This window comes from Hyphobacterium indicum (assembly GCF_003129605.1).
Classification (GTDB): domain Bacteria; phylum Pseudomonadota; class Alphaproteobacteria; order Caulobacterales; family Maricaulaceae; genus Hyphobacterium; species Hyphobacterium indicum.
In genome coordinates, this window is the sequence record NZ_QBDX01000004.1 from 514,212 (window position 1) to 538,599 (window position 24,388).

Consider the following 24,388-nt stretch of genomic DNA (forward strand, 5'->3'; position numbering starts at 1 on the left):
AGAATGCCTCGCAATCAAACCGCCCCGAAAGACCGCCGCGCCGGATATTCACTGACCGAAATCATGGTGGTTCTGGTCATCATCGGCCTGTTGGTGGCATTGGTCGGCCCGCAGCTGTTCCGCTTTGTCGGACGCGCGAACAGCGATACGGCCGAAGCACAAATCGAGAGCATATCGACGCAGCTCAGCTTCTACCGGCTGGAAAATGGTGACTATCCGGACAGTGCTCAGGGCCTGTCTGCACTCGTTCTGGAAGATGGTCAGCCGGTTCCGGATGATCCCTGGGACCGTGCTTATGTCTATGAGTATATCGGCCCGGGCAGAGCCCGGATCGGGACCTATGGGCGGGACGGAGAGGAAGGCGGCGAAGGCGAAGATGCAGACATCTTCCGGAACCTCCAGTAATCGCGCCGGCTTCACGCTTACCGAACTTCTTGCCGCGCTCATTGTGCTGGGTCTCGCCGTAGCGCTGGTGGCACCCATGCTGTTCCGCAACAGCCCGGCGCGCGACCTGCGGCAGTCGGTCGAGGTCTTCGAGACAGCGGCGCGCATGGCACGGACCGAAGCCCGCCTGTCAGGCCGGGATACAGTGTTGAGTGTGGATCTGGACGCCCGCACAGTGACCATTTTGCCAAGTGAGCGTGGATTTCAGCTCGTCAGAAGCATCGAATTGCGCGCGACCGTTGCCGATCAGGAACTCGATGGAAACATCGCCTCTGTCCGGTTCTTCCCGGAAGGCGCGACGACCGGCGGGGTTTTCCTGTTCACACTGGACGAAAACGAGCGCGCCGTCCGCATCAGCTGGCTGACCGGCCAGACGGAGAGGCTGGAAGCTGATGAAGTCGAATAGGGCCGGATTCACACTGCTTGAAACGGTCGTGGCCATAGCTCTGGCCAGCGCCGGGATCGCCGCTGTCTACCAGGTCTATGCATCATCCGCGCGTGCCGAACAGATTGCGGAAGAAACCGAAACAGCCGCACGCCTGGCCGAGTTTCTCCTTCTGACGTCCGAAGCCGGCACGACCGGAGAAATCGAGGGTTTCGTCTGGACGATGGAGGCCTCCCGGAATCCGGACTGGACAGGTCTGGAGACTTTGACCCTGCGGATGGCCGCGCCATCCGGCCGGGAATTCGAATGGCAGCTGGACCGGCCCGCCGCCTCGGGAACGTCCCGATGAAACACGGCTTTACCCTGACAGAAATGCTGGTCGCACTGGCATTGACGGCCATCGCCATCGCCATCATTTCCGAAGGCGTGCGTCAGACGATTGGCTTTCAAGGACAGCTCCAGTCCGTCCGCGAGGCTCGCGAAACCCGGACCGCAACACTGGAAGCCGTCCGCGCCCGTCTGGAACAGCTGGTGCCGGCGGAACGCACAGATTCCGGTGACGAAACCGGGATCCTGTTTGAAGGTCAGCCCCGCCGCATCGTCTTCCTGTCGGCGGATCCCGGTTATCCGTCGGCCGCAGGCGTTTATGAATACACGCTGGTGCTGACCGGTGGTGATGACGAGGACGTTGACGCGCCCGCACCGCCGCAACTCATATTGATCCGCCGTTCGCTGACAGACCTTTCGGATTTTGGCCGGGCATCGGACGACGCCCGCAGCTGGACATTGCCATTGAGCGAACCCCTTGTCTTTGGATACGCCGGACCGGATTCGCCACCTGCAGCCGCCTGGCGCGACGCGGCCCGCTATCCCTCCCTCGTCACGCTTTCAGCAGACGAAGGCGAAGCGCCCGCCCTGTCCGTGCGCCTGCCGCGCATCCGGCGGGAAACAGGCGGCGATCCGGCGAACGGGGAGGCAACACAATGACATCGCGCCGCGGCATGGCCTTGCTGATCGTTGTTGCCTTGCTCGGCGTTCTGGCCATGGCGGCGGGCATGACGGCGCTGGCCACGCGTGTTTCGGCTGCGTCCGCATTCGCCAGCCTGGAGCGCGTCGAGCTCAGGACCGCCATCGAAACTGCGGTGGCTCGTACGGCTGTAAAGCTCGCTGATGAAGAGGCGCGATGGATCGCCGACGGGCGTCTCTACGAGACAGAAGCGGGAGATGTCCATCTGCGCATCCGCGCCGTGGCAGAACCCGCCCGCTTTGACCTCAATTCCGGCAATGTCGAAACACTTGCCGCATTGCTGGAAGCGTTGAATGTCCCGCCGCTCGCGGCGCGGCGGATTGCCGGTGCGGTCTCTGATTGGCGCGATGGGGACGACGTTAGCGGCGACAATGGTGCCGAGGCGGCGGCCTATCGGGCCGCAAACCGACCATCACCAGGCAACCGGCCTTTCATTGCGGTTGAGGAATTTCGTCAGGTTCTGGGGGTCGATGCCGCCATATATGCCGCCGCCGAACCCTACCTCACCCTTCATGGCACCGAAGCCGTGGCCGGGCGATATGCACCGCCGCGTCTGATCCGGGCGGCCGGTGTGTCTGCTGGCGACGCCCGGCGCATTCTGGCGGCCCGGAACAATAATAGCGATCTCCCGGAAACCACAGACTCAGCACAATTTGATCCGGCCCAACCCGCAGCCTATGCGATTTTTGTCGAAGCCGAAGCCGGGTCGGGGGCGCGCCTCTTACGCGAAATCATCATCAGCCTGCCCGGTTCGGAAGGCTTGTATGATACCCTCTCCCGGCATAGCCATGTATTCGGATATGCTGACTTTCTTGAGCCGGAGCCTGAACCGTGACGACTTTCCTTGATGCGATAGGGCGCGGACTGGCCGGGTGGCGGGACGATATCGATCACGCAGCCGCTGAATTACCCATCGTTGGCGGCCTGTTTGCCCGCGATTGGCGCGTCCTCCGGTTCGAGACGGGAAAAGTCACCTATACCAATACGGCGGGCGACAGCCTTGATATTCCCGCCGCCGAGGAGGCGGCAATTGCCAGCGCCGAAATCGCGCGCCTGGGCAGGAAGGGTCCGCTGGTCTTGCGGATCGCCGGCCCGCTGGGATTTCGCCGGATTGCGAGCTTTCCGGTCGCCGCCCGCAAGCATCTGGATGAGGCCATTGAACTGGCTTTGCCGCGCCTGTCTCCTCTGCCGGCGTCCGACATCGTTTTCGCAGCAGACCGGACACAGCTCGAAGAGACAGATGGGCGCATCAGCCTTCCCGTTTCCATTATTCGCCGCAGCACGCTTGAAACCGCACTCGCCCGGGCAAATGAATTGGGGCTCGAACCGGCCGCTGTGGATCTCGAAGACAATGGCCGGGAGGACAATGCGCCTGCGCTCGATCTGCGCGACGGACGATCCGCCCCCGCGGCGGGCCGGTCAGCCTTTACATTCGCCGGCATTGTGTGCGCGATTCTGATCGCCGCCACAGCCGCGCTGCTTGTTGATCAGGCCGTTCGCCTTGATCCGGCCTATGCAGAGGCCCGGCGGCCTGCCAGCCTGGAGGCCAGGCTCGAAGCGGCCATTACCCATGCCGAAGACAAGTCCCGGTCCGGATCCGTGACGGCAGCCCTTGCCGATCTCAGCCGCCGCTTGCCCGACGGGGCGTATGTCACCAGCTTTGCCTATGATAATGGCAATGTGCGGATTTCGGGCCTGGCCTGGGACGCGGCCGCAGCGTTGCGGGCGCTGGATGCAGCGGATGAATTCACTGGCGCTGCATTTGACGGGGCCACTGTCCGCGATGAGGAAACAGGGCGGGAACGCTTTGAACTGACAGCGCGGCACCGTATTTCGCAACGGGAGAACGGGTCATGACGCCGGACTTTCGCCGCCGCCTCTCCCTGTTGGCCGCCGGCATTGTGCTGCTGGGTGTGATGGCCGGTTTTTCTTTCTCGTTCTCCGGATGGTTTCGCATGCAATCCGACATCGATGCAGCCATTTCCGAACAGGCTGTGCCGCCGGCAGCGGACCCGGCGCGTTACCTTTCCCCGGGAGAAAATCATGCGGTGGCAGGCTCAAATCTTCAAACCCGCCTGAATGAGGCGGCCCGGCAGTCAGGTCTGACCACGGGCCGGGTGAATATTGCCCCGGCCGATGCGGGCGACCCCCTGGCCATCGTGCTGGAATTCCAGGCTGAAGGCGAGTTGGAAAATATTGCGCGCCTGCTCCACAGCATCGAATCCACCCTGCCCGCCCTGATTGTCGAGGACGCGCGTCTGACGCCGCTGCGCAACAGCCAGCGGCTTCAACTCACCGCGACGATCCGCGCCCGCCGCGAGCCGGGAGGCGCGTCATGAACCCGCGCTCCATCATTCTGATCGCCATAGCCGCGGTTCTGACCGTGCTCGTCATTTTGCGCTACACGGTGTGGGGGGATAATGGACATTCCGCCGTGATCCAGCCGGCTCCGCCACCAGAAGCCAATATCACCATCCGCGCGGAAAGCGGGGAGTTTCTGCCACCCTTCCCGGCATTTTCGGCCATTTCTGAGCGGCCGGTCTTTCGGCCGGACCGGCGGCCGGAACCCGACGCGGTCGTAGAGGGACCCGCACAGCCTGCCGGCGCTGCACCGCAAACCGCGCCGGAATTTGTTGTGGTTGGTACGGTCACCGGCCCTGATGGCGGTGTCGCCACCATTCGCAGCGGGAATGAAACCCTGCGCGCCTATGTCGGCGACACGGTCGAAGGCTGGCGCATCGACACGATCTCCGGATCCGGCATCGAAGTGTCACAAAATGGCGACCGCTTCCGGCTATCTATCGGAGAGCCAGAATAGCAACCGTATCCGCCCGGAAATGCCAGTCCCGTCAGCGCCTGAAGCATTGCGGGCTTGCTATTAAGCGCTATGGTGTGAGTCAGGCGAGGAAGCTACCACTCTATTAGTGGCGTTCACGGAGTACAGCATGCACAGAATCCTTATTTCGGCATTGGCGCTATCCGCTCTGTCCGGCCCAGCCGCCATGGCGGATGACATGTTTCATGGCGTTGAAACACTTGCGTTTTCTGGCGGGTCCGGGGACGAAATAAGATTTACTTCGCTCGCTCCGGACGTCATGGAAATGAATGTCGGCGAACGGATCGATCTCAATTTTGGTCCCGGCTATGTGGCCGAGCTTGACCGGATTGACCAGCAAGCCATGGGCGCCCGCACCTGGATTGGCCGGATTGAAGGCGGCGGCATTCAGGACCGTGTCATCATCTCGGAACTGAACGGTTTTACCTTTGGCCGGATCGCGACTGCGGACGGTGTCTGGAACATCATTCCGGGCGAGAATGGCGGTCATCGCATTTTCCAGTATCCGGAAAATGCCGTTCGCGAAAACTGGGGAGATGATGCGATCATTCCCTCTCTGGACAGCATCATCGCCGAGACACAGGAAATATCGTCCGGCAGTACCGAGGAATCGACCGCCGAGGCCTTGGCCGTCGGGTCCAACGGCACTGTCGATCTGATGGTGTTGTATACGCAAAGCATGGTGGATACGTGGGGGCTCGCCGTTGGCGGACGCATTCAGTATCTTGTCGCCCTGCTGGATCAGGCCTTGATTGACAGCGACACCGGAATGCGCGCGCGCCTCGTTTATCTGGACCAGTTGAACGCAAGCGAAACAGCCGGAAACACGCCAACCCTTTACGATTTGCAGGACGGCGCCGGCGACGGGCAGCCCTCGGATAATTCTCCGGATGGTGCGGGTCAGGATTTCAGCTCCCTGCTCGCCATCCGTAATGCTGTGGGCGCGGATCTGGTATCCATCGTCCGCCGTCATTACAGCGGTTCAGGCGCGGTCAACCGGTCCGGCAGCTCCTGCGGTGTGGCTTTCGTGAATGGCGGCAGCGCCAAGACAATCGGTCCGGCCAATGCGGTGAATGGTGTCGCTGTGGTCAGCGATTTCATCAACGGCAATGATACCAATCTTCTCGATGGCTTCGGATTCTGTTCCGATTTCACTTTCGCGCATGAGATCGGTCATAATCTCGGCTTCTCCCACAATGTGGAAGACACAACTCTCGGATCTGGCGTCCGCAGCTTCGCCCACGGCCACCGGGTCGATTGTTCTTTCACCACCATCATGGCCTATGGTTCCGATGGCGATGTCACCTGCCCCGGCACCGGCCGGAATGAAGCCGAATCGCCCTATTTCTCGAACCCGGATCTGAATCTGTGTGAGGGTGGAGCGGCGTGTGGTATCGCTGCTCCGGCATCCGATCTTTCTGTACCGCTGGCCGACAATCAGGACCCTGCAGACAATGCCCGGGCCGCACGTGAAGAAGGCAAGAATGTTGTCGGTTTCCGCAGCGAGGCTCCGCGTGTTGTATCCTCGGTTCTGCCCATCACGCGATCTGTGCAGAATGGCGCCACGGCGACCGCGTTTGCGACAATCATCAATCCGGCCTCAACGGGCTCCACGGCAACGGCCTGCGGTCTGCGTCTGGCCGGATCTGACGCCAGCAGCTTCTCTTACCAGACCACAACAGCTGCAAATGCTCTGACCGGCACGGCGAATACGCCCGTCGATATCGCAGCGGGGGCCGCACAGAATTTCGTTTTCTCGGTCACATCGGCCAATGATTTCAGTGATAATGTCAACCAGACCGGGCGTCCCAGCGGAAATGTTGAGACCGATCTCTTTATCGAAGCCAATTGTTCGAACCGGCGCTCGGCAGAGTTCACGCTGGGTCTGAACTCGCTGACCTTCCTGTCGCTTTCAACAGCTCCTGCGGATGTGATTGCACTGGCCGCCACGATCAATAATGACGGACGCATCAATGTGCCAACAACCACGCCATTTGTCGGCGTGGCTTCAGTGGCGGTTTCCAATGTCGGTGCGGGCGCAGTGATTACCGCTTCTGCTGACACGGGCGGACGCTCAATGGCCATTTCGGAAATCGAAATCTGCGCCACCAATAGTTCGGGCACATGCATCACCACGCGCGGACCATCGGCAACGCTCGCGCTCAATGCGAATGCAACCGCCACCTTTGCCGTCTTTGTCCGCGGAACCGGCGCAGCTATAGCTGACGACCCGGCCCGCAATCGTATCTTCATCCGCTTCAATGAGGGCAGCGCACCCCGCGGCGCCACCAGTGTAGCGGTCCGGACGCAATAGGTGAAAAGCATGCGTGTCTTTTCGAAATTCCTGATACCGGCTGCTATCGCCTCACTGACATCGGCAGCGGTCTTTGCCGATATCGAAGTCGGGCAGAACGACGACATCTGGACGGTCACCGCAGCGGGCGAGCCGCTATCGGAAGTGCTTTCTGCTATCCGGGAGGAGGCCGGCTTCCGGCTGGTCGGCGCGGACCGGCTGATTGATGATCACGCGGTAACAATCGAGGTGTCGGGATCACTCGGCGATGTGCTGGCACGCCTGCTGTCGGGTTTCGATTACGCCCTGGTATATGGAGAGACACCCGAAACCAGTGGGGAGCTTCAACGTCTCGTTCTCCTGTCCGGCCGGGCGGGGGATGCGCCCGACGAAAGCCAGCGTCTCACGGTTGAGAGACTTCCCGCCGGGGTAAGCGAGGAAGATGGCGAACGTGTCAGTGACTTGCTGGCGCGCCAGGTTCAGCCCCTGATCGAGGCCGAGGAAACCGGGGCGGCCACCAGCAACACGGAAGAGACAACAGCACTGACAGCGGCTCCGGCTTCACCGTCCAGCGAACCTGCCACAACAAGTGGGGACGACTATGAGCTGGATCCGGAAACGCAGGCGGCCCTGGCCGAAGCCACGCGCCGTGCGCAGCAGGATTTGCAGGCCCTGGTCAATGCGCTTCAGGCGGCCGAAGACGGCGACAATTAGGCTTTCACCCGGCTGAAAACCGGACACCCCGGCATCAGTCCGGGGTGTTTGTGTACTCACCCTCCGGCAGACCCAGCGCCAGCGACACATTCTGCATCGCTTGCACGGCCGCCCCTTTGAGAAGGTTGTCTAGCACCGAAACAACGGTCAGATGCCGGCCATCTCCGGCAAGACCAAATCCACCGACGATGGCTCCGGGCCGGCCCGAAATCATGGCGGGCTCGGGAATTTCCTCCGTCACGTCAACCAGTGGCTCACCATCGTAATAGGCCTGATATGTTTCCAGGCATCCTTTGGCCGTCAACATACCGGTGATCGGGATGTGGACCGTCGTCACCAGACCGCTGAAGAAGGGCGCAACATGGGGGGTGAAATGAATATCCACGCCCGCATGCGCCGCCATCTCGCGCTCATGAATATGCCCCGTTAGCGCATAAGGCATCAGATTGTCCTTGAGCGCCGCCAGATCATTCTTCCGCGATGGCGTCGTTCCGGCACCGGAATAGCCAGATACACCGAAGACATGAACCGGCCCCGAAACCATCTCGCGGAACGGTGCGATCGCCAGCTGTCCGCAGGTGGCATAACAGCCCGGATTGGCAATGCGTTTCGCCGTTCTCAAATCGTGCCGGCCATGAATTTCCGGCAAGCCATACACCCAGTGCGGATCAAACCGCCCGTCCGCCGACAAATCGACGACGATGGTTTGCGCATCGATATGTTCGAGAAAAGCGGCCGCCGCGCCGTTGGGAAGAGCAAGGATGATGGCGTCCAGATCATGCGAGGCGATGGCCTCCGGAGCAACCGCCTCGAACGACAGGCCGGTCTCAAGCTCCGGCGCGGTATCGCGCACCTTCTGTCCGGCCAGCTCGCGCGAACTGGCCAGGACCAGTTCCATATCCTCGCGGCGCGAGAGCAGGCGGAGGATTTCGCGCCCGGTATAGCCACGCCCGCCAATCAGCCCGACACGCGCCGTCATCCGGACCGCTCCAGCGTCTCGGGCAGGGCCGCAATCTTGCGCACCATGCCGGGGATACGCGACAGGTCGTTCTCGCCTTTCCAGAACACGGTCCAGGGCCCGGCTTTCACCGACCCGTCACACTCCTGGAAATAGAAGCTGTTGACCGGATTGGAGGACTTGGACCGCCAGTAAAGATAGGGCGCATAATCGATCATCGCCTGCCAGACCGCGCGCGCCAGCCCCTCGCCGCGCGCCTCTTCGAGAACCGCGAACTTGTCGAGATAGGCGATTCCGTCCAGGCGGCTGATCACCGCTCCGGCGCGATAGTTTTCCGTTACGAATAGCCGGTCAAAGTCCAGTGACGTCCAGAAATCGGCCACCGGCTTGCGTCCAAACGACGCGGCGATCAACTGCTCCAGCCGCGGCCAGTCAACGGCCGCCTTGTCAGTCTCGGTCAACAGCTTTTCGCCGCGCCGGATCAGCGTACCGGCCCCGGCATGGGTGAACAATTCCTGGCTGAGGCCTTCCGGTGAGGTAATCGACACCGAACTGGTGAGCGGCAAATCATCCAGCAGGGCCTGGATCTGATCGATCTTCACGCGCATTCCGCCGGTGATCCATCCTGCGGACATCAGCCGGTCGCGATCGCTGGCAAGATTAAGCGTTGAAATCACCTCTCCCTTGTCGTCAAGCAATCCGCCTGTCTCGGTCAGGAAAATGATCTTGTAGGGCTGCAGCGTCTTCACCAGGGCCGCCACCGCATGGTCGGCATTGATATTGACCAGGCGCCCGTCGCCGGTTTCGCCCAGACAGGCCAGAACCGGAATTTCTCCTCCGCGCACGGCGGCCTCGACAAGGTCCAGATTGACCTCTGCCGGCTCGCCCACGCGGCCATAGATGGCTTCGTCCAGCAGCCGGGCCCCGAACACGCCCGTCGGTATGCTGGCCGCGCGGCCGCCGCTTTCCCGGATGGCATCGACAATCGCGATATTGGCAGCGCTGAGAGCCTTGCGGATAACGGGAATGGCTTCTGCCGGCGTCACACGCAGCCCGTCTATGCGCTCGCTCCGGATCGCCGCCTCATCCAGCGCCGCATCGAGTTGTGGCCCGCCACCATGAACAATGATGGGCGACAGGCCGACCGTTTGCAGAAAAGCCAGTGCGGCAGCGAGTCCGTCGAGATCGTCGCGGATCACCGCGCCGCCAACCTTCACCACCGCAAAGCGCGACTGATCCAGGCGCGAAAACCGGTTGAGATAGTCGCGCACTTCCTTGCCATCGCGCATATGCGACAGCAGGCGGATAATGGTCGAGCGGGTGCCGGTTGTGCTCATGCCCGGAGATCCATGTCCCGTGCCAGGGCTTCCAGCATGGCTTTCTGGACATGCAGGCGGTTCTCTGCCTCCTCAATTCCCAGAAAAGCAGAAGAATCCACTACGCTGTCAGCAATCTTCACATTCCGGCGCATGGGCAGGCAGTGGCTGATCGAGGCATTACGGGTCAAAGCCATCTTGGCATCGTCCACCATGAAGTCCCGGCCCTTGGCCCGATAGGGGGCCTCGCCCTCCCATTGGCCATAGAATGGCAACGCCCCCCAGCTTTTTGCATAGACGGCATCGGCACCGGAATAGGCGGCCTCGATATCGGTCAGGAGATCGAAGGATGTCCCGTGTGCGGCACAGTTTTCCTGAGCCGCCGACATGTATCTTTCATCCAGCCGGTAGACTTCGTCCGGCACCAGCATGCGCACATTCATGCCGAACTTGGACGCCATCAGAATCGCGGAATTCGCCACCGCGGTGTTCAGCGGCTTTGGATGAGGAACCCAGGTCAAAAGAAAGGTCTTGTTGGCAACACGTCCATGCTTTTCCTGCAGGGCCAGCATCATCGCCAGCTCCTGACAGGGATGAACAATGGTTTCCATATTGACGATTGGTACGGTCGCATGCCTTGCGAAGGCCGAAATCAGTGGATCTTCGCGCTCTGCCTGCCAGTTCTGGAATTTGGGGAAACACCGGATGGCGATCATGTCGACATAACGTGAAAGCACTTTCGCCGCCTCGACAACGTGCTCCTCCGCATCGGCATCCATGACGACCCCGTCCTCGAACTCCATCGGCCATGTCCCGGCACGGGCGTCCAGCACAATGCCCTGCCCGCCCAGTTGCGCAATACCGATTTCAAACGAGGTGCGCGTACGCAGCGAGGGATTGAAAAAGACCAGCGCCACGGATTTTCCCGTCAACGCGGAACTGGACGCTCCGGCTTTTAACGCGCGGGCGCGATCCAGAATCGATTGCAATTCGTCCTGTTTCCAGTCTTCAGTGGTCAGAAAATGGCGCATTACCTGAATCCCGTACAAAAAGCCCGGCTCACCGAGCCGGGCTTTCATAACATCTGGCCGCCAGCATGAAAGCAAGCGGACTCAGGCAGTTTCAAGTGATCAGTTGTTGATTTCGCCAGAACGATACTGATTGCCCGTGGCCTGGTTCCGGCCAATGGCATCCCGCCCGGCTTCCTGGATCGCGGCCCATTGTGCCGCGGTCCGGCAGATACGTTCGCGGCGCAGCTGGCCGGTCACACGCTCGGCGCGGCAAACCATGCGGTTTGGATCATCATCATTGGATGCGGTGTCGGTTTCCGCCGGTGCCGTTTCCTGCGGCGCCTCGGCCGGTGCCGGCGCGTCATTGCTGGCCATATCGCCGTCTTCCGACGTGGTCGCGCAAGATGCCAGTGCCAGCCCGGCGATAAACACAAATATCAGCCTCATAATTCCTCCTTTATCGGATCAGTCATGCCCGGCAAAATCAGCGGCGCACCAAGCCCTATTGAGGGCTGGTCTGATAGCCGGTGGCCTGGTTCCGGCCAATGGCATCCCGCCCGGCTTCCTGGATCGCAGCCCATTGTGCCGCGGTCCGGCAGATACGCTCGCGGCGCAGCTGGCCGGTCACACGCTCGGCACGGCAAACCATGCGGTTGGGATCATCATCATTGGATGCGGTGTCGGTTTCCGCCGGTGCCGTTTCCTGCGGCGCCTCGGCCGGTGCCGGCGCGTCATTGCTGGCCATATCGCCGTCTTCCGACGTGGTCGCGCAAGATGCCAGTGCCAGCCCGGCAATCAAAATCAAGAATGTTCTCACTTTACCCCTCCTGCATAAACACGCTTTGTCTGGAAAAATGGAGCGAATGTATAATTCGCAACCTTTGAGCGTCAGCCTTCAATAATTCAGAAGCCCTGTCAAAGTACGAAATTGTAATTTCCGCAGTTGCCCCGGTTTGACCTCGCGGCCCATCAGGCGTCAATTGCGGATATAACCCGTGGATTGCCGGTGCCGGATCGTCTCACGGCCAGCTTCCTGGATGGCTTCCCATTCAGCCTGGGTCCGGCAGATACGCTCCCGCATCCGCGTGCCGGTTGGCGCCTCAATCCGGCAGACAATATCATTGTTTTCCGGTCGAATATCCGCGCTTTGCTCAACAATTATTGGTGTTTGACCCGAAACGGCGGCGCTATTTCCGGTGTCATCCGTCGTCGCACAGGCCGCAACAATCGCAGCCCCCGCAACAATAAGAAGATATCGCATGTCATCTCCCCCACTCGTGATGGTGTGAAGGCTTCCACAAGGCCGTTCACGGTTCAAATCAAGAATTGTTGATCGCCCGGACGGATTGCCCCAAAACGGAGGCCCATTATCCGATAGGCCCTCATGTCCGTTCTCGCTGTCATACCCGCCCGCTACGGTTCCACCCGCTTTCCCGGCAAGCCGCTCACCCGCATTGCCGGCCGCCAGATGATCGAACGTGTCTGGCGTCACACCTCGGCGGCCGAGGGGGTCGATGAGGTCGTGGTCGCCACCGATGATGCGCGCATTGCCGATGCCGTCACCAGCTTTGGCGGCAAGGCCGTCATGACGCCTGAAACCTGCCGTAATGGCACCGAACGCGCGCTCGCCGCATTGGACGCCCTGGGAAGCCAGGCGGACATCATTATCAATGTGCAGGGAGACGCCGTGTTGACTCCGCCCTGGGTCATCGGAGCCGTGCCGGTCGTGATGCGCGCGGATGCCTCCATCGAAATGGCCACGCCCGCCGTCAGAATGCCCCCGGAAACGGAGGCCCGATTCCGGGCTTCAAAAGCGGCCGGCGAAGTCGGCGGCACCACCGTCGTTTTCGATAAAGATATGAAAGCCATGTATTTTTCCAAAACCGTCATTCCCTTTCAGCGCAATCCGGAGGCCGGCACGCCGACCTGGCAGCATATCGGCCTCTATGGCTATCGTGCTGAAACCTTGCGCCGGCTCGTATCGCTGGAGCCCAGCCCGCTGGAGCAGGCCGAAAGCCTGGAACAGTTGCGTGCCCTGGAAAACGGCATTCCCATCCGCATTGTCGAGGTGGATTATCGCGGACGGTCGGCCTGGTCGGTGGATGCGCCCTCCGATGTCGCCGAGGTCGAAGCCATCATTGCCCGCGAAGGTGAACTCGTCCCATGAGCCTGCTGCTTCTGGCCCGTCACGGAAATACATTCGGTCCGGAGGACCCGGTCGTCTGGGTGGGCGCGAAAGAAGATCTGCCTCTGGTGAAATCCGGCGAGGCGCAGGCTGCAGCTTTTGGCGAAGCCTTGCGCGAGCAGAGCGTCGCCCCGGCCCGGCTTGTGTCCGGCCCGCTGAAGCGGACACGGCGCGCCGCGGAGATCGTCAAGGCGATCACCATGTCGGATGCGGACATCGAGATTGATGCCCGCCTGACTGAGATCGACTATGGCCAGTGGGGCGGAAAGACGGACGGCGAAATCAGCGCGGCCTTCGGCCCCGATGCCATTCCTGACTGGCGTGAGCGTCACAAACGGCCGGAAAATGCGGGCTGGTCACCAGATGACCAGACCCTGAAATCCAATGCTCTGGGTGTTCTGGGCGGCATGACATCGGGCGGATTTCCGGCCCTCGTCCTCACATCGAACGGCATTCTGCGATATTTCCACAATGCCATCGGATTTAAGGGGGACGCCAAAGTGAAGACCGGCCATATCTGTGCAGCGCGCCTGTCCGAACGGGGCTGGACCCCCCTCTTCTGGAACCAGCCCCCTGAAACGCTGCCGGAGCTGTCATGAGCGGGCCGCTGACCGGCATTCGCGTCATCGAGCTGGCGGGTATTGGCCCCGGTCCGCTAGCCGGGCAGTTGCTCGCCGATCTGGGCGCAGACGTCATTTCGGTCGACCGCAAGGCCGAAACGCCGAATCCGGTGCGCCCGAAAGACGCCAATCGCCGTGGCAAGCGGTCCATTGCCGTCAATCTGAAAGCAGATGGTGCCAGCGGTATCATCCTGAAGCTTTGTGAATCGGCCGATATCCTGATTGAAGGCTTCCGGCCCGGCGTGGCCGAACGCCTCGGGCTGGGTCCGGATGCTGTTCACGCCATCAATCCGGCGCTGGTCTATGGCCGCCTGACCGGCTGGGGGCAGACCGGGCCGCTGGCGGACCGCGCCGGGCATGACATCAATTATATCTCGATTACCGGTGCGCTCGCCGCCATTGGCGAGAAGGATCGCCCGGTCCCGCCGCTCAATCTGGTCGGGGATTATGCCGGCGGTTCGCTGATGCTGGTCTACGGTGTGATGGCGGCGCTGATCTCCGCCAAGTCCACCGGGAAGGGCCAGATCGTCGATGCCGCCATGACGGATGGATCCGCCGCCATTATGAGCCTCATTCATTCCTTGCGCGCCTCCGGCATCTGGCAGGACCGGCGCGAAGCCAACATCATTGACGGCGGAACGCCCTTCTACCGCTGCTATGAAACCGCCGATAACGGATTCATGGCGGTGGGCGCGATCGAGCCGCAATTCTTTGCCGAGCTGATCCGCGGGCTGGGGCTGGATGAAAGCTGGTGTGCCCGGCAATATGAGGCGGCGGGCTGGCCGGATATGCAGGCCGAATTCGAGCGCGCCTTTGCGTGCCGGACACGTGAGGAATGGACCGCAGTGTTTGAACCCACCGATGCCTGCGTCTCGCCGGTGCTGGATATGTCCGAAGCCCCCTCCCACCCGCACAATGCGGCCCGGCAGACCTTTGTCGAGATTGATGGTTTTGCCCAGCCGGCCCCGGCGCCGCGGTTTTCCGGCACAGCGGCCGGAATACCGTCGAGCGCCTTTTTCCAGGGCGAACATACCCGCGCCATTCTGACCGAGGCCGGTTATTCTGAAGACGAGATCAGCACCCTGATCAGCGATGGAAAGGTGCAGGCCGCACAATGAGCGATCAGATTGTCATTATCGGAGCCGGTCAGGCCGGAATCCAGCTCGCCGACAGCCTGCGCCGCGAAGGCCATGAAGGCCCGGTCACCCTGATCGGCACAGAAGACGAAGCACCCTATCAGCGCCCGCCCCTGTCAAAGGCTTTTCTTCTGGATCAGCTGGACGAAAGCCGCCTGCCCTTGCGGCCCGATGCTTTTTACGAGCAGCGCGATATAAAAACACGCTTCGGCGCGACGGTGACCGCGATAGATCGCGCCCACAAGACCGTCACCCTCGATACAAGCGAAACCCTGCCCTATGACAGGCTGGCGCTGTGTCTCGGGGCGAATGTGTTCATTCCCCCGATTCCCGGAACGGATCTGCCGCATGTCCTGGCTTTGCGGACCCTGGCCGACGCCAAGCAGCTGAAGACAGCCCTCGCCGGCGCTCAAAGTGTCGCGGTGATCGGTGGCGGCTTCATCGGTCTGGAAGTGGCCGCTTCAGCACGGAAAACGGGCAAGACCGTCACCATCATCGAAGCGCTCGACAGGGTGATGAAACGCGCGGTCAGCGAGCCTGTTTCGCGCTTTTTCGAAGCGCTGCATCGCGAGCATGGCAGCACGGTCCTGCTTGAAACCCTGACGGAGGAAATCACGCCCGGCGGTATCCGGCTGAAAAATGGAGACATGATCCCGGCCGATCTCGTTGTCATGGGTACCGGTGTGGCCCCTTGCCAGGAATTGGCGATGGCGTCGGGTCTGCACTGTGAAAACGGTATTCGGGTCGATGAATTTGCCCGCACATCGGATCCCGATATTGTCGCCATTGGCGATTGCGCCGCGCATCCGAATTATCTGACCGGACAGACCCTGCGGCTTGAATCCGTTCAGAATGCGATCGACCAGGCCAAGATCGCCGCCAGGACACTGACCGGCACGCTCGAGCCCTACAGGGCCGTGCCATGGTTCTGGTCAGACCAGTTCGATATCAAGCTGCAAATGGCCGGGCTTTCCGGCGGCGCCGACACCACCGCCATGCGCGGTAACAAGGCGGACAGAAGTTTTTCCATCTTCTACTTCAGGAGCGGAAAGCTGATAGCGGCCGATTCCATCAACGCCCCCGCCGATCATATGGCAGCCCGCCGCATCCTCGCCAATGACGCACGTACGCTGACGCCGGCACAGGCCGCCGACACCGGCTTTGATCTGAAACAGGCGTTCTAGCCGGTCCCGGTTTCGGAACCATCCGCGGGCATGGACTGCATCTCCGACGTCCAGGCCAGACGGGCAAACCAGCCCGTGGCCAGCATCGCGACGATGAATGCGAGACCATACAAGGTCCAGATGACCGCGCCGGCGGGATGCATGAGACCGATCATGGCCCAGGCGGAAGCGAAAGCCACGACAAACGCCTCCGACCCGACCAGCAGGGTTACGGTGATCACTGAGGCGAGCGCTGTAATTGAAAGGCTTTTTCGAAAATGTGCAGGTTTTTGGGACGGACTCTGCGAAGCCTGATGATGAGACGCCATGCGCCTGTTCTTTCCACCACATCACGCCCGGTGCGGGATGAATGCCGTATAAGTGGATATGCCGGTCCCGGGTGCAATAGGCAGGACGGCCGAAACTGACAAAATAGGAATCTGCCCGTCTAGACCTTTCCGGTCACCGGCAGCAGCGCCCCGGTGATCGCCCGGGCATCGTCCGATGCCAGAAACAGCATGACGGCAGCCAGATCATCGGGCTTCACCCAGATGTCTGGATCGGTATCGGGCATGTCCTGCCGGTTCTGCGGCGTATCTATGATGGACGGCAAAACCGCATTCACGGTGACCGCCGTGGACTTCAACTCTTCGGCCAGAGCTTCCGTCAGGCGCATCACACCGGCTTTGGAGGCCGCATAGGCCCCCATGCCCATACCGGCCTTGACGGCACCGGCCGCGCCGACATTGACGATCCGGCCGGACGGCGCGGCCTTGAGATAGGGCAACGCCATCTTGCACGCTGTCGCCGCCGTTTTTACATTGATATTGTAGAGAAAATCCCAGCTCTCGATTGATCCGTCTTCCAGCGTCTCCCACCGGAACCCGCCGGCAATGTTGAGCAGCGCATCCAGGCGTCCATGCTTTTCGACAATGGCGTTGAACAGGTCTGCCGTAGCCTTGGCATCCGTCAGATCCACACCGCCGCGTTGGTCCACGCCGTCCGGATACGTCTCGCGCGGTTTTTCCGCCCGGTCGATGGCGACAACGGTCCAGCCCTGCCTTTTGGCCAGCCTGACAGCGGCTTCCCCCAGAATGCCGAAACCGCCTGTTATCGCGATAACCTTGCCTGACATTGAGACCTCCTCGTATTTGCGCCGGACACTAGCCCGGAAATCGACTGCTGCAAGCCAACCGGCATCGAATGACCCGTTTTGCGCCCGCAGAATGACATAAATCAGGGGGATGCAGTTTGTCTCTACTCGTGAGAGTATGGGGACTCGGGGAAGGGATAGGGAGATTTCAGCATGACCACCGGTTTTAGCCGTCTGGGCCTTGGTGCCGTCGCATTGGCCCTGGTGTTAAGCGCTTGCGGAGAACGGGAGCCGGGTGCCAGCGGACCCGCCCGCGAGGGCATCGAACTGTCCGACCGGTCTGCGTCTGCCCCCCGCCCGGAACCGGAATATCCTGACCGTTTTGATTATCTGCGCTACCGGATTGATGTCTCCGCCGCCCAGCCCGCCGCCTGTTTCGTATTCTCGCAGGCCCTGGATCCCGGGGTGGACTATGCGCCCTATGTCGAACTGGACCCGCCCGCGAATGTCGCCTTGCAGATCGACGGGTCCTCGCTCTGCCTTGGCGGTCTGACCTTCGGACAGTCTCCGGAGGTTGCCCTGCTGGAAGGATTGCCCTCCGCAGAGGGCGATACTCTGCAAACAACAGAAACCACGACCATCGAATTCGGCGACCGGCCGTCCTATGTCGGCTTTTCCGGTGACGGCGTGATTCTGCCGCGGATCGATGCCGATGGCATCCCGATCGAGACGGTCAATGTGGACGAGGTCGAGATCGAGGTCCTTCGCATCACCGACCGCGCCCTGGTCTTCCGTGAAATCACGCAGGGCTATACCGCCTCCGAAAATGAATGGGGCTATCTCTATGGTGAAGAGAGCCCGAACGAGGTCGGCCGCCTTGTCTGGGAAGGCACGATGGATACATCCGGAGCGCCCAACGCGCCGGTCATCACCGTCATGCCGCTGGCCGAAACCATCGGCGTTCTGGAACCCGGTGCCTATTTCCTGCGCGTCCGGGATGCTTCGGTGGACGAGAATGAAAACCAGCCTGCGCGTTCCGAACGCTGGTTCATCATCACCGATCTCGCTCTGACTTCCTATGTCGGCCAGGATGGTATCGATGTCACCGTCCGTTCTCTCCAGACCGGCCGTCCGGTGGCGGGGGCCGAGATTCAACTCCTCGCCCAGTCGAATGAAATTCTGGCGGCGGTGGAAAGCGACGCCAATGGCCGGGTCCGCTTTGACGATCCGTTGACCAATGGGGAAGGCGCAAACGCCCCGCGCCTGTTGACCGCCTATGGTCCGGATGGCGATTTTGCGGTGCTCGATTTCAATCGCTCCCCCGTCGATCTGTCCGAACACAACATCAACGGCCGCAACACACCAGAGGGAGCGGACGCTTTCCTCTATCTGGATCGCGGCATTTACCGCCCCGGCGAGACCGTGCACGCAACGGCCCTCATCCGTGACCGCGAAGCCAATGCCATTGATGATCGCGCGGGCAGCTTCATCCTTTATGCGCCAAACGGAATTGAATCAGACCGCCTGCGCTTTGATGACGCGGAGATGGCGGGAGCCATTCAGCATGATTTCGATATTTCTGCCGCTGCCGCCCGCGGCATCTGGCGTCTGGCACTCGAGCTGGATGGCCTCGGCGTCGTTGGCCGGGCCAGTTTTTCGGTCGAGGACTTTGTGCCGCAGCGCATCGAGCTGGAGCTCGACGCCGACGACACAACACCGCTGAAAGCCAATGAAAGCCGCGGCATCGAAGCCAGTGTCCGCTTCCTTTATGGTGCGCCGGGCGCGGGTCTGCCGGTCGAGGGGGAGGTCCGCCTGGAAGTCGACCCGTCACCCTTTGACGCTTTTTCCGGATACCGTTTCGGATTGCACGATCAGGCTTTCCAGCAGATCGCCTATGACCTGCCGGATGCCGTTACGGATGGTGCGGGCAGAGCCGTATTGGGCCTCAATGCCGGTGATCGTGGTGCAGACGCGACCCAGCCCCTGCGCGCACGTGTCGTCGTGTCCGCCATCGAACCCGGTGGCCGGCCGGTGCGTGACGATGTCCGCATCCCCTATCGTCCCCGCGATCTCTATATCGGCGTCGAGCCGGATTTCGAAGGCCGCCCGGACCAGGATGCAGAGACCTCATTCAATGTCGTTTCCGTCAATGCTGCCGGCGAACAGGTTGATGCGCGCCTGGAATGGCGTCTGACCCGGCAGGATTACCGCTATGACTGGTATCGCGAAAGCGGCGGCAACTGGCGCTGGCGCCGGACCAGCTTCACCGTTCCGATTGAAGATGGTGTGATCCAGACCGGTGGCGAGATCACGGCGGTCAATACACCGCCGCTGGATTGGGGCAATTACCGGCTGGAGGTTTCAGGACCGGATGGCGCCGCCTCCAGCTACGGCTTCTGGGTCGGCTGGGGCAGTGTTGCGCAGGATGGCGTGGAAGCGCCGGACCGCGTGCGGATTGCCACACCGGAAGACTCTCCCTCCGTGGGCGATACAGCCCAGATCAGCCTGCAAGCCCCCTATGCGGGGGAAGCCGAGATCGTGGTCGCCACGGACCGTGTGATCGCCAACTATTCCATCAGCCTGCCCGAAGGCGGCACCGGCTTCACTCTGCCCGTCACGGATGACTGGGGTACCGGCGCCTATGTCATGGTCACGGTCTACACACCGCGTGACGTGGTCGAACAACCGCGGCCGCGGCGCGCCGTGGGCGTGGCGTATATTCCGGTCAGCGCTGAAGACCGCACGATTGATCTCGCCTTCGACATGCCGGAGCTGGTGCGGCCGCGCCAGACCGTCAGTGTCGATCTCGAGGCCAGCCAGAACACACGCAATGCCTATGTCACGGTCGCAGCGGTCGATGAAGGCATTCTGCTTCTCACGCGCTTCGACTCGCCGGATCCGATTGACTGGTATTTCGGACAGCGCGCGCTCGATGTGTCGCTATATGATGATTACGGGCGCCTGCTGGATCCCAATCAGGGTGCCGCGGCTCCGGTTCGCTCCGGCGGTGACCAGATTGGCGGCGCCGGTCTAACGGTCGTCCCCACCCAAACCGTTGCCCTGTTTTCCGGACCGGTCGAGTTTGACGGGAACGGTACTGCATCGGTTGATATCGAGGTGCCGGACTTCAATGGCGAGTTGCGCCTGATGGCGGTCGCCTGGTCGGACACGGCATTGGGGTCGGCGTCTCAGCCACTGACCGTGCGCGACCCCGTCCCGGCCGAACTCATTCTGCCACGTTTCCTGTCTCCGGGAGATCAGGCACAAGCCACGCTGACCATTGACAATGTCGAAGGCGAATCCGGTGATTACATCGCCATGTTCTCCAGCGACGGGCCGGTCAGTTTCGACCAGCCACAGAATGGTGCGGCCATGGAACCGGGCGAACGCCGCGATGATACGGTCGGCATCACTGCCGGGGATATCGGTATCGCTCAACTGTCCATGGAAGTGATCGGCCCGGAAATCGAACTCGAATCCAGCTATCCGATCCAGGTGCGGTCGGCCTTCATGCCGCAGGCTGATTTCGAACGTATTGCTCTGACTCCAGGCCAAAGCTGGTCGCCGGACCCGGCGCTTCTGTCCGAATTCAATCCCGGCGATGCCGAGCTTCAGCTCAGCTTCTCGGCCATCCCGATGGACGCGGCAGCGATTTACGAGAATCTCAGCCGCTATCCCTTCGGCTGTACCGAGCAACAGACCAGCCGCGCCCTGCCCCTGCTCTATGCCGGGCAGATGGCGGCGCTCGCCGGTCTGGAAGCCGATGCCGAGAGCCACCAACGCGTCAGGGAGACCGTCGAGACCCTCCTGAACCGTCAAAGCGCCGATGGCGCCATCGGTCAGTGGCGTATGGGCGATCGCTATGCCGACGGCTGGCTGGGGGCATATGCCACCGACTTCCTCGCCCGGGCCGATGCAGCCGGATACGATGTGCCGGCGGCAGCATTGGACCGCGCATATACGGTTCTGGATCATATCTCGCGCGGTGATTTCTACCGCGCCGGTGGCTATGACACCGATATCCGCCGCGGTCCCTGGCAGCGGGACACCCAGCAACGACTGAACGATCGCAGCCAGGCCTATGCCTTCTATGTGCTGGCCCGCGCCGGCCGGGCCGATGTCGGACGTCTGCGTTATTTCCACGATCAGCGCATTGACCAGATCTCCAGCCCGCTGGCCCGGGCCCATGTGGCCGCCGCATTGGCGCTGGTCGGCGATCGCGCCCGCAGCCAGAATGCCTTCGATCTCGCTGAACGCGTTCTGGGCTACAATAATGAGGGCGATTACTATCAGACACCGCGCCGCGATCTGGCCGGTGTTCTGGCCCTTGCCGCCGAAGCCGGGGACATGGACCGGGTACAAAGGCTGGGTGACCGCGTTGCAACAGAAATCCCAGCGATTGACAGCCTGACGACCCAGGAAATGGCCTATCTCCTGCTCGCGGCAAATGCGCTCACGCAGGACGGCGACGATGTCGATATTGCCGCCGAAGGCGCCGTGACCGTCGAGGCTGAAGACCGCAGTTTCTCGATGAGTCCGGAGGATCTGGCCCAGGGTGCCAGCTTCACCAATGAGGCCGGCAATCCGGTCTGGCTGACGCGTGTTGCGCGCGGCACACCGGCCGAGGCCCCGGAAGCGGAGGCCGCGCGTCTGCTCGTCAGCAAGCGGATCCGCAATACGGACGGGTCGGAAGCGGATCTGGCGAACATCTCGCAGGGCGACCGGCTTGTGATTTCCTTCGAGATCATCAATCCGGAATCCCGCCGCGCACCGCTCATCCTCGCGGATCTGCTTCCCGCCGGTTTCGAGATCGAGTCGATTATTCAACCGGATGAAGGCGGTCCCAATGGCGTCTACAGCTGGCTGGGCACGATCGAATCGGCTCGCATCCAGGAAGCGCGCGACGATCGCTATGTTGCCGCGATCGAGGTCTATGGCCGCCGCACGGAGCGCTATGCCTATACGGTTCGCGCCGTCACGCCGGGCCGCTTCACCATTCCCGGCGTTGTGGTCGAGGACATGTACCGCACAGATGTCTTTGCCCGCACGGCGGCAGGTGAGGTCGTCATCCGGGAACGCTGATGGACCGGATCCTGACGGCCTGGCGCTGGACGGCGGGAGCCGCACTGATCGCCATGATGGCAGTGGTAGGGCTGGATCGGCTCTTCCCCCCGCCGTCGCTGTCCGACCGGTCGGTCATCATTACCGATGAACGCGGTCAGATATTCCGCGCCTTCCCGGTCGAGGGCGGACGCTGGCGGCTGGCAGCCGATCTCGACGGCATTGACCCGGCTTTCATTGCGGCCCTGATCGCCATCGAGGACGAACGTTTTCAAATCCACCGGGGCGTCGACCCCCTGGCCATCCTGCGCGCCAGCGCCAACTCCTTGCGTGCCGGGGAAATCGTCTCGGGCGCCTCGACTTTGACCATGCAAACGGCCCGCCTGCTGGAGCCGCGGCCGCAGCGCAATCTTGGCTCCAAGCTGATGGAAGTCTGGCGCGCCCTCCAGCTGGAAGCCAGGTATTCCAAGCAGGAAATCCTCGAGACCTATCTGACCCTGACCCCCTATGGCGGAAATCTGGAGGGTGTGACGTCGGCCAGCTGGGCCTGGTTCGGTCATGCGCCCGACCGGCTGACCCCGGCCCAGATCGCCTTGCTGATTGCGCTGCCGCAAGCGCCCGAAGCCCGCCGCCCGGATCTGCGGCCGGAGAACGCCCGGCGGGGAAGAGAGCGGATATTGCAAAGACTGGCGAATTACGGAGTCATCTCCAGCGACATCGCAATCGAATCCGCTGCTGAACCGGTGCCCTCGCGTCATGATTTTCCCGCTTTGGCCTGGCATGCCAGCCAGTCTCTGCGCACGGCATCTGACGGATCATCCTCCGTTATCACCTCGACGCTCGACTACACACTTCAGCTGGAAGCGGAGCGTCTCGCAGCGAGCGCTGCTGAAGCCGCAGGGCCGGATGTTCAACTGGCCATTCTGGTCGTTGAGAATGAAAACCGGGCCGTTCGCGCGGCCGTCGGCTCGGCAAGCCGCGCCCGCGCGGGCGGGTGGATCGACCTGTCAAACCGGCCCCGCTCGCCGGGATCGACGCTCAAACCCTTTATCTATGGCATGGCCTTCGACGACGGGCTGGCCACACCGCAGACGCGGCTGACCGATGCGCCGCGCCGCTTTGACAGCTATATGCCGGAAAATTTTGACCGCATGTTCCGGGGCGAGGTCACCGTCGCCGAGGCCCTGCAGCATTCACTGAATGTCCCGGCAGTTGAAACGCTCGATGCGGTGGGCGCCAGCCGCTTTGCCGCCGGCCTGCGGTTTGCCGGCGCCTCACCATCCATATCCGCGGGGGCGAGCGAAGAGACCGGGCTGGCCATCGCGCTTGGGGGAGCCGGTCTGACCGTGCGGGATCTGGCAACACTTTACACGGGACTTGCCAATGGCGGCGAAGTGCGTCCGCTGATCTGGAATGCGGGCGATCTCGGCACCGATGCTCCGGGTATGCAGATTGTCAGCACGGAATCGGCAGAAGAGATTCTCACCATTCTTCGCGGCGCACCCCAACCGTCAGGCCGGGCGCCTGCGAGCCTGACCAGCGCCGCCCCCTCCATCGCGTTCAAGACCGGAACAAGCTGGGGCTATCGGGATGCCTGGGCGGCCGGAATTGCCGGCGGATATACGGTCGTCGTCTGGGTTGGCCGGGCGGATGCCCGCCCGCGCACCGGCCAGACGGGCCGCGAAGCCGCCTTGCCGGTCCTGTTTGATGTCTTCGATATGCTGCCGCAGCAGGAAACCCCGCGTGAAGATCGCCAACCGTGGCTGTTGGCGCAGGAAACGCCCGAACCGCTCGCCCGGTATAATCGCGACCCCGCCCCGGAAATCCTTTTTCCGCCGCATGAAGCCGAAGTCTGGATGGAAGCGGGCGGGCGCGATTATGTCCTGGCCGGGCGGGCGGGGTCACCGCTTCGCTGGTATGTCGATGGCCAGCCGGTTCCCGCCAATGCGGCCGGAGAACCGGTCTGGCGGCCGGAAGGTCCGGGTTTCTATGCTGTACGTGCCGTAGACGGGAGCGGCCGGTCGGCCCTGTCACGGGTCCGGATCATCACGCCAGCAGGCTGACACACAAACCTGCAAGAAAAACGCCCCGCCCGGACAAGCCGGACGGGGCGCTGAAACTGTCCGGGCCGGAAGGCCCGGGTCAGA

At 62.0% G+C, this 24,388-nt stretch carries 24 protein-coding genes; 16 read left to right on the plus strand and 8 right to left on the minus strand.

The window, feature by feature from the left end; translation table 11 throughout:
• The first annotated feature begins 3 nt into the window (after positions 1-3).
• The 10 genes from gspG to DBR16_RS10520 all read left to right on the plus strand — a co-directional run bounded on the left by gspG (position 4) and on the right by DBR16_RS10520 (position 7,699).
• Positions 4-405 carry a type II secretion system major pseudopilin GspG gene (gspG, locus tag DBR16_RS10475; protein WP_109261200.1) on the plus strand — a complete coding sequence of 134 codons (402 nt, stop codon included), beginning with the start codon at positions 4-6 and terminating at the stop codon, positions 403-405.
• Positions 377-850, plus strand: a complete 474-nt coding sequence (locus tag DBR16_RS10480) for a GspH/FimT family pseudopilin (RefSeq protein WP_161539479.1) — start codon at positions 377-379, stop codon at positions 848-850. Before gspG ends, DBR16_RS10480 begins: the two co-directional genes overlap by 29 nt.
• The gene (locus DBR16_RS10485; RefSeq protein WP_109261202.1) at positions 837-1,178 is read left to right on the plus strand and encodes a type IV pilus modification PilV family protein; all 342 of its coding nucleotides are present in this window, start codon (positions 837-839) and stop codon (positions 1,176-1,178) included. The genes DBR16_RS10480 and DBR16_RS10485 overlap by 14 nt, the downstream gene beginning before the upstream one ends.
• Complete coding sequence (locus tag DBR16_RS10490) at positions 1,175-1,816, plus strand: prepilin-type N-terminal cleavage/methylation domain-containing protein (RefSeq protein WP_161539480.1); 642 nt, start codon at positions 1,175-1,177, stop codon at positions 1,814-1,816. Before DBR16_RS10485 ends, DBR16_RS10490 begins: the two co-directional genes overlap by 4 nt.
• The gene (locus tag DBR16_RS10495; protein WP_109261204.1) at positions 1,813-2,691 is read left to right on the plus strand and encodes a type II secretion system minor pseudopilin; all 879 of its coding nucleotides are present in this window, start codon (positions 1,813-1,815) and stop codon (positions 2,689-2,691) included. The genes DBR16_RS10490 and DBR16_RS10495 overlap by 4 nt, the downstream gene beginning before the upstream one ends.
• The gene (locus tag DBR16_RS10500; RefSeq protein WP_109261205.1) at positions 2,688-3,713 is read left to right on the plus strand and encodes a PilN domain-containing protein; all 1,026 of its coding nucleotides are present in this window, start codon (positions 2,688-2,690) and stop codon (positions 3,711-3,713) included. The genes DBR16_RS10495 and DBR16_RS10500 overlap by 4 nt, the downstream gene beginning before the upstream one ends.
• Entirely contained in the window at positions 3,710-4,195 is a 486-nt protein-coding gene (locus DBR16_RS10505; RefSeq protein ID WP_109261206.1) for a GspMb/PilO family protein, read from the plus strand. The genes DBR16_RS10500 and DBR16_RS10505 overlap by 4 nt, the downstream gene beginning before the upstream one ends.
• Positions 4,192-4,674 carry a hypothetical protein gene (locus tag DBR16_RS10510; RefSeq protein ID WP_109261207.1) on the plus strand — a complete coding sequence of 161 codons (483 nt, stop codon included), beginning with the start codon at positions 4,192-4,194 and terminating at the stop codon, positions 4,672-4,674. The genes DBR16_RS10505 and DBR16_RS10510 overlap by 4 nt, the downstream gene beginning before the upstream one ends.
• A 127-nt stretch (positions 4,675-4,801) precedes the next feature.
• The gene (locus DBR16_RS10515) at positions 4,802-7,006 is read left to right on the plus strand and encodes a reprolysin-like metallopeptidase (protein ID WP_109261208.1); all 2,205 of its coding nucleotides are present in this window, start codon (positions 4,802-4,804) and stop codon (positions 7,004-7,006) included.
• 9 nt (positions 7,007-7,015) lie between these two features.
• Positions 7,016-7,699 carry a hypothetical protein gene (locus DBR16_RS10520; RefSeq protein ID WP_109261209.1) on the plus strand — a complete coding sequence of 228 codons (684 nt, stop codon included), beginning with the start codon at positions 7,016-7,018 and terminating at the stop codon, positions 7,697-7,699.
• A 34-nt stretch (positions 7,700-7,733) separates the two neighbouring features.
• On the opposite strand, the gene argC is transcribed toward DBR16_RS10520, so the two are convergent.
• The 6 genes from argC to DBR16_RS10550 form a co-directional block, all read right to left on the minus strand.
• The gene (gene argC, locus DBR16_RS10525; RefSeq protein ID WP_109261210.1) at positions 7,734-8,678 is read right to left on the minus strand and encodes an N-acetyl-gamma-glutamyl-phosphate reductase; all 945 of its coding nucleotides are present in this window, start codon (positions 8,676-8,678) and stop codon (positions 7,734-7,736) included.
• A complete protein-coding gene (locus DBR16_RS10530) occupies positions 8,675-9,994 on the minus strand; it encodes an acetylglutamate kinase (RefSeq protein WP_109261211.1) in 1,320 nt (439 codons plus the stop codon). The genes argC and DBR16_RS10530 overlap by 4 nt, the downstream gene beginning before the upstream one ends.
• The gene (locus DBR16_RS10535; protein ID WP_109261840.1) at positions 9,991-11,004 is read right to left on the minus strand and encodes an N-acetylornithine carbamoyltransferase; all 1,014 of its coding nucleotides are present in this window, start codon (positions 11,002-11,004) and stop codon (positions 9,991-9,993) included. The genes DBR16_RS10530 and DBR16_RS10535 overlap by 4 nt, the downstream gene beginning before the upstream one ends.
• Before the next feature lie 99 nt (positions 11,005-11,103).
• Positions 11,104-11,430 (minus strand): hypothetical protein, encoded by a 327-nt coding sequence (locus DBR16_RS10540; protein WP_109261212.1) that lies wholly within the window; start codon positions 11,428-11,430, stop codon positions 11,104-11,106.
• A 55-nt stretch (positions 11,431-11,485) separates the two neighbouring features.
• On the minus strand, positions 11,486-11,800 hold the full coding sequence (locus DBR16_RS10545) for a hypothetical protein (RefSeq protein WP_125184553.1): 315 nt from the start codon (positions 11,798-11,800) through the stop codon (positions 11,486-11,488).
• Positions 11,801-11,959: 159 nt separating this feature from the next.
• Positions 11,960-12,244, minus strand: a complete 285-nt coding sequence (locus DBR16_RS10550) for a hypothetical protein (protein ID WP_109261214.1) — start codon at positions 12,242-12,244, stop codon at positions 11,960-11,962.
• A gap of 123 nt (positions 12,245-12,367) precedes the next feature.
• Here DBR16_RS10550 and kdsB point away from each other — a divergent pair, with 123 nt between their 5' ends.
• From kdsB to DBR16_RS10570, 4 genes are read left to right on the plus strand one after another with little or no spacing between them, the layout of a single operon-like run.
• Positions 12,368-13,150 carry a 3-deoxy-manno-octulosonate cytidylyltransferase gene (gene kdsB / locus DBR16_RS10555; RefSeq protein WP_109261215.1) on the plus strand — a complete coding sequence of 261 codons (783 nt, stop codon included), beginning with the start codon at positions 12,368-12,370 and terminating at the stop codon, positions 13,148-13,150.
• Positions 13,147-13,767: a histidine phosphatase family protein gene (locus tag DBR16_RS10560; RefSeq protein ID WP_109261216.1), complete on the plus strand. Its 621-nt coding sequence runs from the start codon at positions 13,147-13,149 to the stop codon at positions 13,765-13,767. Before kdsB ends, DBR16_RS10560 begins: the two co-directional genes overlap by 4 nt.
• Positions 13,764-14,906: a CaiB/BaiF CoA transferase family protein gene (locus DBR16_RS10565; protein WP_109261217.1), complete on the plus strand. Its 1,143-nt coding sequence runs from the start codon at positions 13,764-13,766 to the stop codon at positions 14,904-14,906. Before DBR16_RS10560 ends, DBR16_RS10565 begins: the two co-directional genes overlap by 4 nt.
• Positions 14,903-16,108, plus strand: coding sequence for an NAD(P)/FAD-dependent oxidoreductase (locus DBR16_RS10570; RefSeq protein ID WP_109261218.1), 1,206 nt, complete (start codon positions 14,903-14,905; stop codon positions 16,106-16,108). The genes DBR16_RS10565 and DBR16_RS10570 overlap by 4 nt, the downstream gene beginning before the upstream one ends.
• Here DBR16_RS10570 and DBR16_RS10575 read toward each other — a convergent pair.
• Positions 16,105-16,329 (minus strand): hypothetical protein, encoded by a 225-nt coding sequence (locus DBR16_RS10575; RefSeq protein WP_109261219.1) that lies wholly within the window; start codon positions 16,327-16,329, stop codon positions 16,105-16,107. The two genes, DBR16_RS10570 and DBR16_RS10575, sit on opposite strands and share 4 nt — an antisense overlap.
• A 206-nt stretch (positions 16,330-16,535) precedes the next feature.
• Positions 16,536-17,222: an SDR family NAD(P)-dependent oxidoreductase gene (locus DBR16_RS10580; protein ID WP_109261220.1), complete on the minus strand. Its 687-nt coding sequence runs from the start codon at positions 17,220-17,222 to the stop codon at positions 16,536-16,538.
• Positions 17,223-17,393: 171 nt separating this feature from the next.
• Here DBR16_RS10580 and DBR16_RS10585 point away from each other — a divergent pair, with 171 nt between their 5' ends.
• Together DBR16_RS10585 and pbpC are read left to right on the plus strand one after the other, a co-directional pair.
• On the plus strand, positions 17,394-22,262 hold the full coding sequence (locus tag DBR16_RS10585) for an alpha-2-macroglobulin family protein (RefSeq protein WP_109261221.1): 4,869 nt from the start codon (positions 17,394-17,396) through the stop codon (positions 22,260-22,262).
• Positions 22,262-24,304, plus strand: coding sequence for a penicillin-binding protein 1C (pbpC, locus tag DBR16_RS10590; protein WP_109261222.1), 2,043 nt, complete (start codon positions 22,262-22,264; stop codon positions 24,302-24,304). Before DBR16_RS10585 ends, pbpC begins: the two co-directional genes overlap by 1 nt.
• Positions 24,305-24,388 lie beyond the last annotated feature (84 nt).

Excerpts from the sequence above, each read along its gene's own strand:
- gspG (WP_109261200.1), top strand. The coding sequence starts at position 4 with ATGCCTCGCAATCAAACCGCCCCGAAAGACCGCCGCGCCGGATATTCA.
- DBR16_RS10480 (WP_161539479.1), top strand. The coding sequence starts at position 377 with ATGCAGACATCTTCCGGAACCTCCAGTAATCGCGCCGGCTTCACGCTT.
- DBR16_RS10485 (WP_109261202.1), top strand. The coding sequence starts at position 837 with ATGAAGTCGAATAGGGCCGGATTCACACTGCTTGAAACGGTCGTGGCC.
- DBR16_RS10490 (WP_161539480.1), top strand. The coding sequence starts at position 1,175 with ATGAAACACGGCTTTACCCTGACAGAAATGCTGGTCGCACTGGCATTG.
- DBR16_RS10495 (WP_109261204.1), top strand. The coding sequence starts at position 1,813 with ATGACATCGCGCCGCGGCATGGCCTTGCTGATCGTTGTTGCCTTGCTC.
- DBR16_RS10505 (WP_109261206.1), top strand. The coding sequence starts at position 3,710 with ATGACGCCGGACTTTCGCCGCCGCCTCTCCCTGTTGGCCGCCGGCATT.
- DBR16_RS10510 (WP_109261207.1), top strand. The coding sequence starts at position 4,192 with ATGAACCCGCGCTCCATCATTCTGATCGCCATAGCCGCGGTTCTGACC.
- DBR16_RS10515 (WP_109261208.1), top strand. The coding sequence starts at position 4,802 with ATGCACAGAATCCTTATTTCGGCATTGGCGCTATCCGCTCTGTCCGGC.
- DBR16_RS10520 (WP_109261209.1), top strand. The coding sequence starts at position 7,016 with ATGCGTGTCTTTTCGAAATTCCTGATACCGGCTGCTATCGCCTCACTG.
- argC (WP_109261210.1), bottom strand. The coding sequence starts at position 8,678 with ATGACGGCGCGTGTCGGGCTGATTGGCGGGCGTGGCTATACCGGGCGC.
- DBR16_RS10530 (WP_109261211.1), bottom strand. The coding sequence starts at position 9,994 with ATGAGCACAACCGGCACCCGCTCGACCATTATCCGCCTGCTGTCGCAT.
- DBR16_RS10535 (WP_109261840.1), bottom strand. The coding sequence starts at position 11,004 with ATGCGCCATTTTCTGACCACTGAAGACTGGAAACAGGACGAATTGCAA.
- DBR16_RS10540 (WP_109261212.1), bottom strand. The coding sequence starts at position 11,430 with ATGAGGCTGATATTTGTGTTTATCGCCGGGCTGGCACTGGCATCTTGC.
- DBR16_RS10550 (WP_109261214.1), bottom strand. The coding sequence starts at position 12,244 with ATGCGATATCTTCTTATTGTTGCGGGGGCTGCGATTGTTGCGGCCTGT.
- kdsB (WP_109261215.1), top strand. The coding sequence starts at position 12,368 with ATGTCCGTTCTCGCTGTCATACCCGCCCGCTACGGTTCCACCCGCTTT.
- DBR16_RS10560 (WP_109261216.1), top strand. The coding sequence starts at position 13,147 with ATGAGCCTGCTGCTTCTGGCCCGTCACGGAAATACATTCGGTCCGGAG.
- DBR16_RS10565 (WP_109261217.1), top strand. The coding sequence starts at position 13,764 with ATGAGCGGGCCGCTGACCGGCATTCGCGTCATCGAGCTGGCGGGTATT.
- DBR16_RS10570 (WP_109261218.1), top strand. The coding sequence starts at position 14,903 with ATGAGCGATCAGATTGTCATTATCGGAGCCGGTCAGGCCGGAATCCAG.
- DBR16_RS10580 (WP_109261220.1), bottom strand. The coding sequence starts at position 17,222 with ATGTCAGGCAAGGTTATCGCGATAACAGGCGGTTTCGGCATTCTGGGG.
- DBR16_RS10585 (WP_109261221.1), top strand. The coding sequence starts at position 17,394 with ATGACCACCGGTTTTAGCCGTCTGGGCCTTGGTGCCGTCGCATTGGCC.
- pbpC (WP_109261222.1), top strand. The coding sequence starts at position 22,262 with ATGGACCGGATCCTGACGGCCTGGCGCTGGACGGCGGGAGCCGCACTG.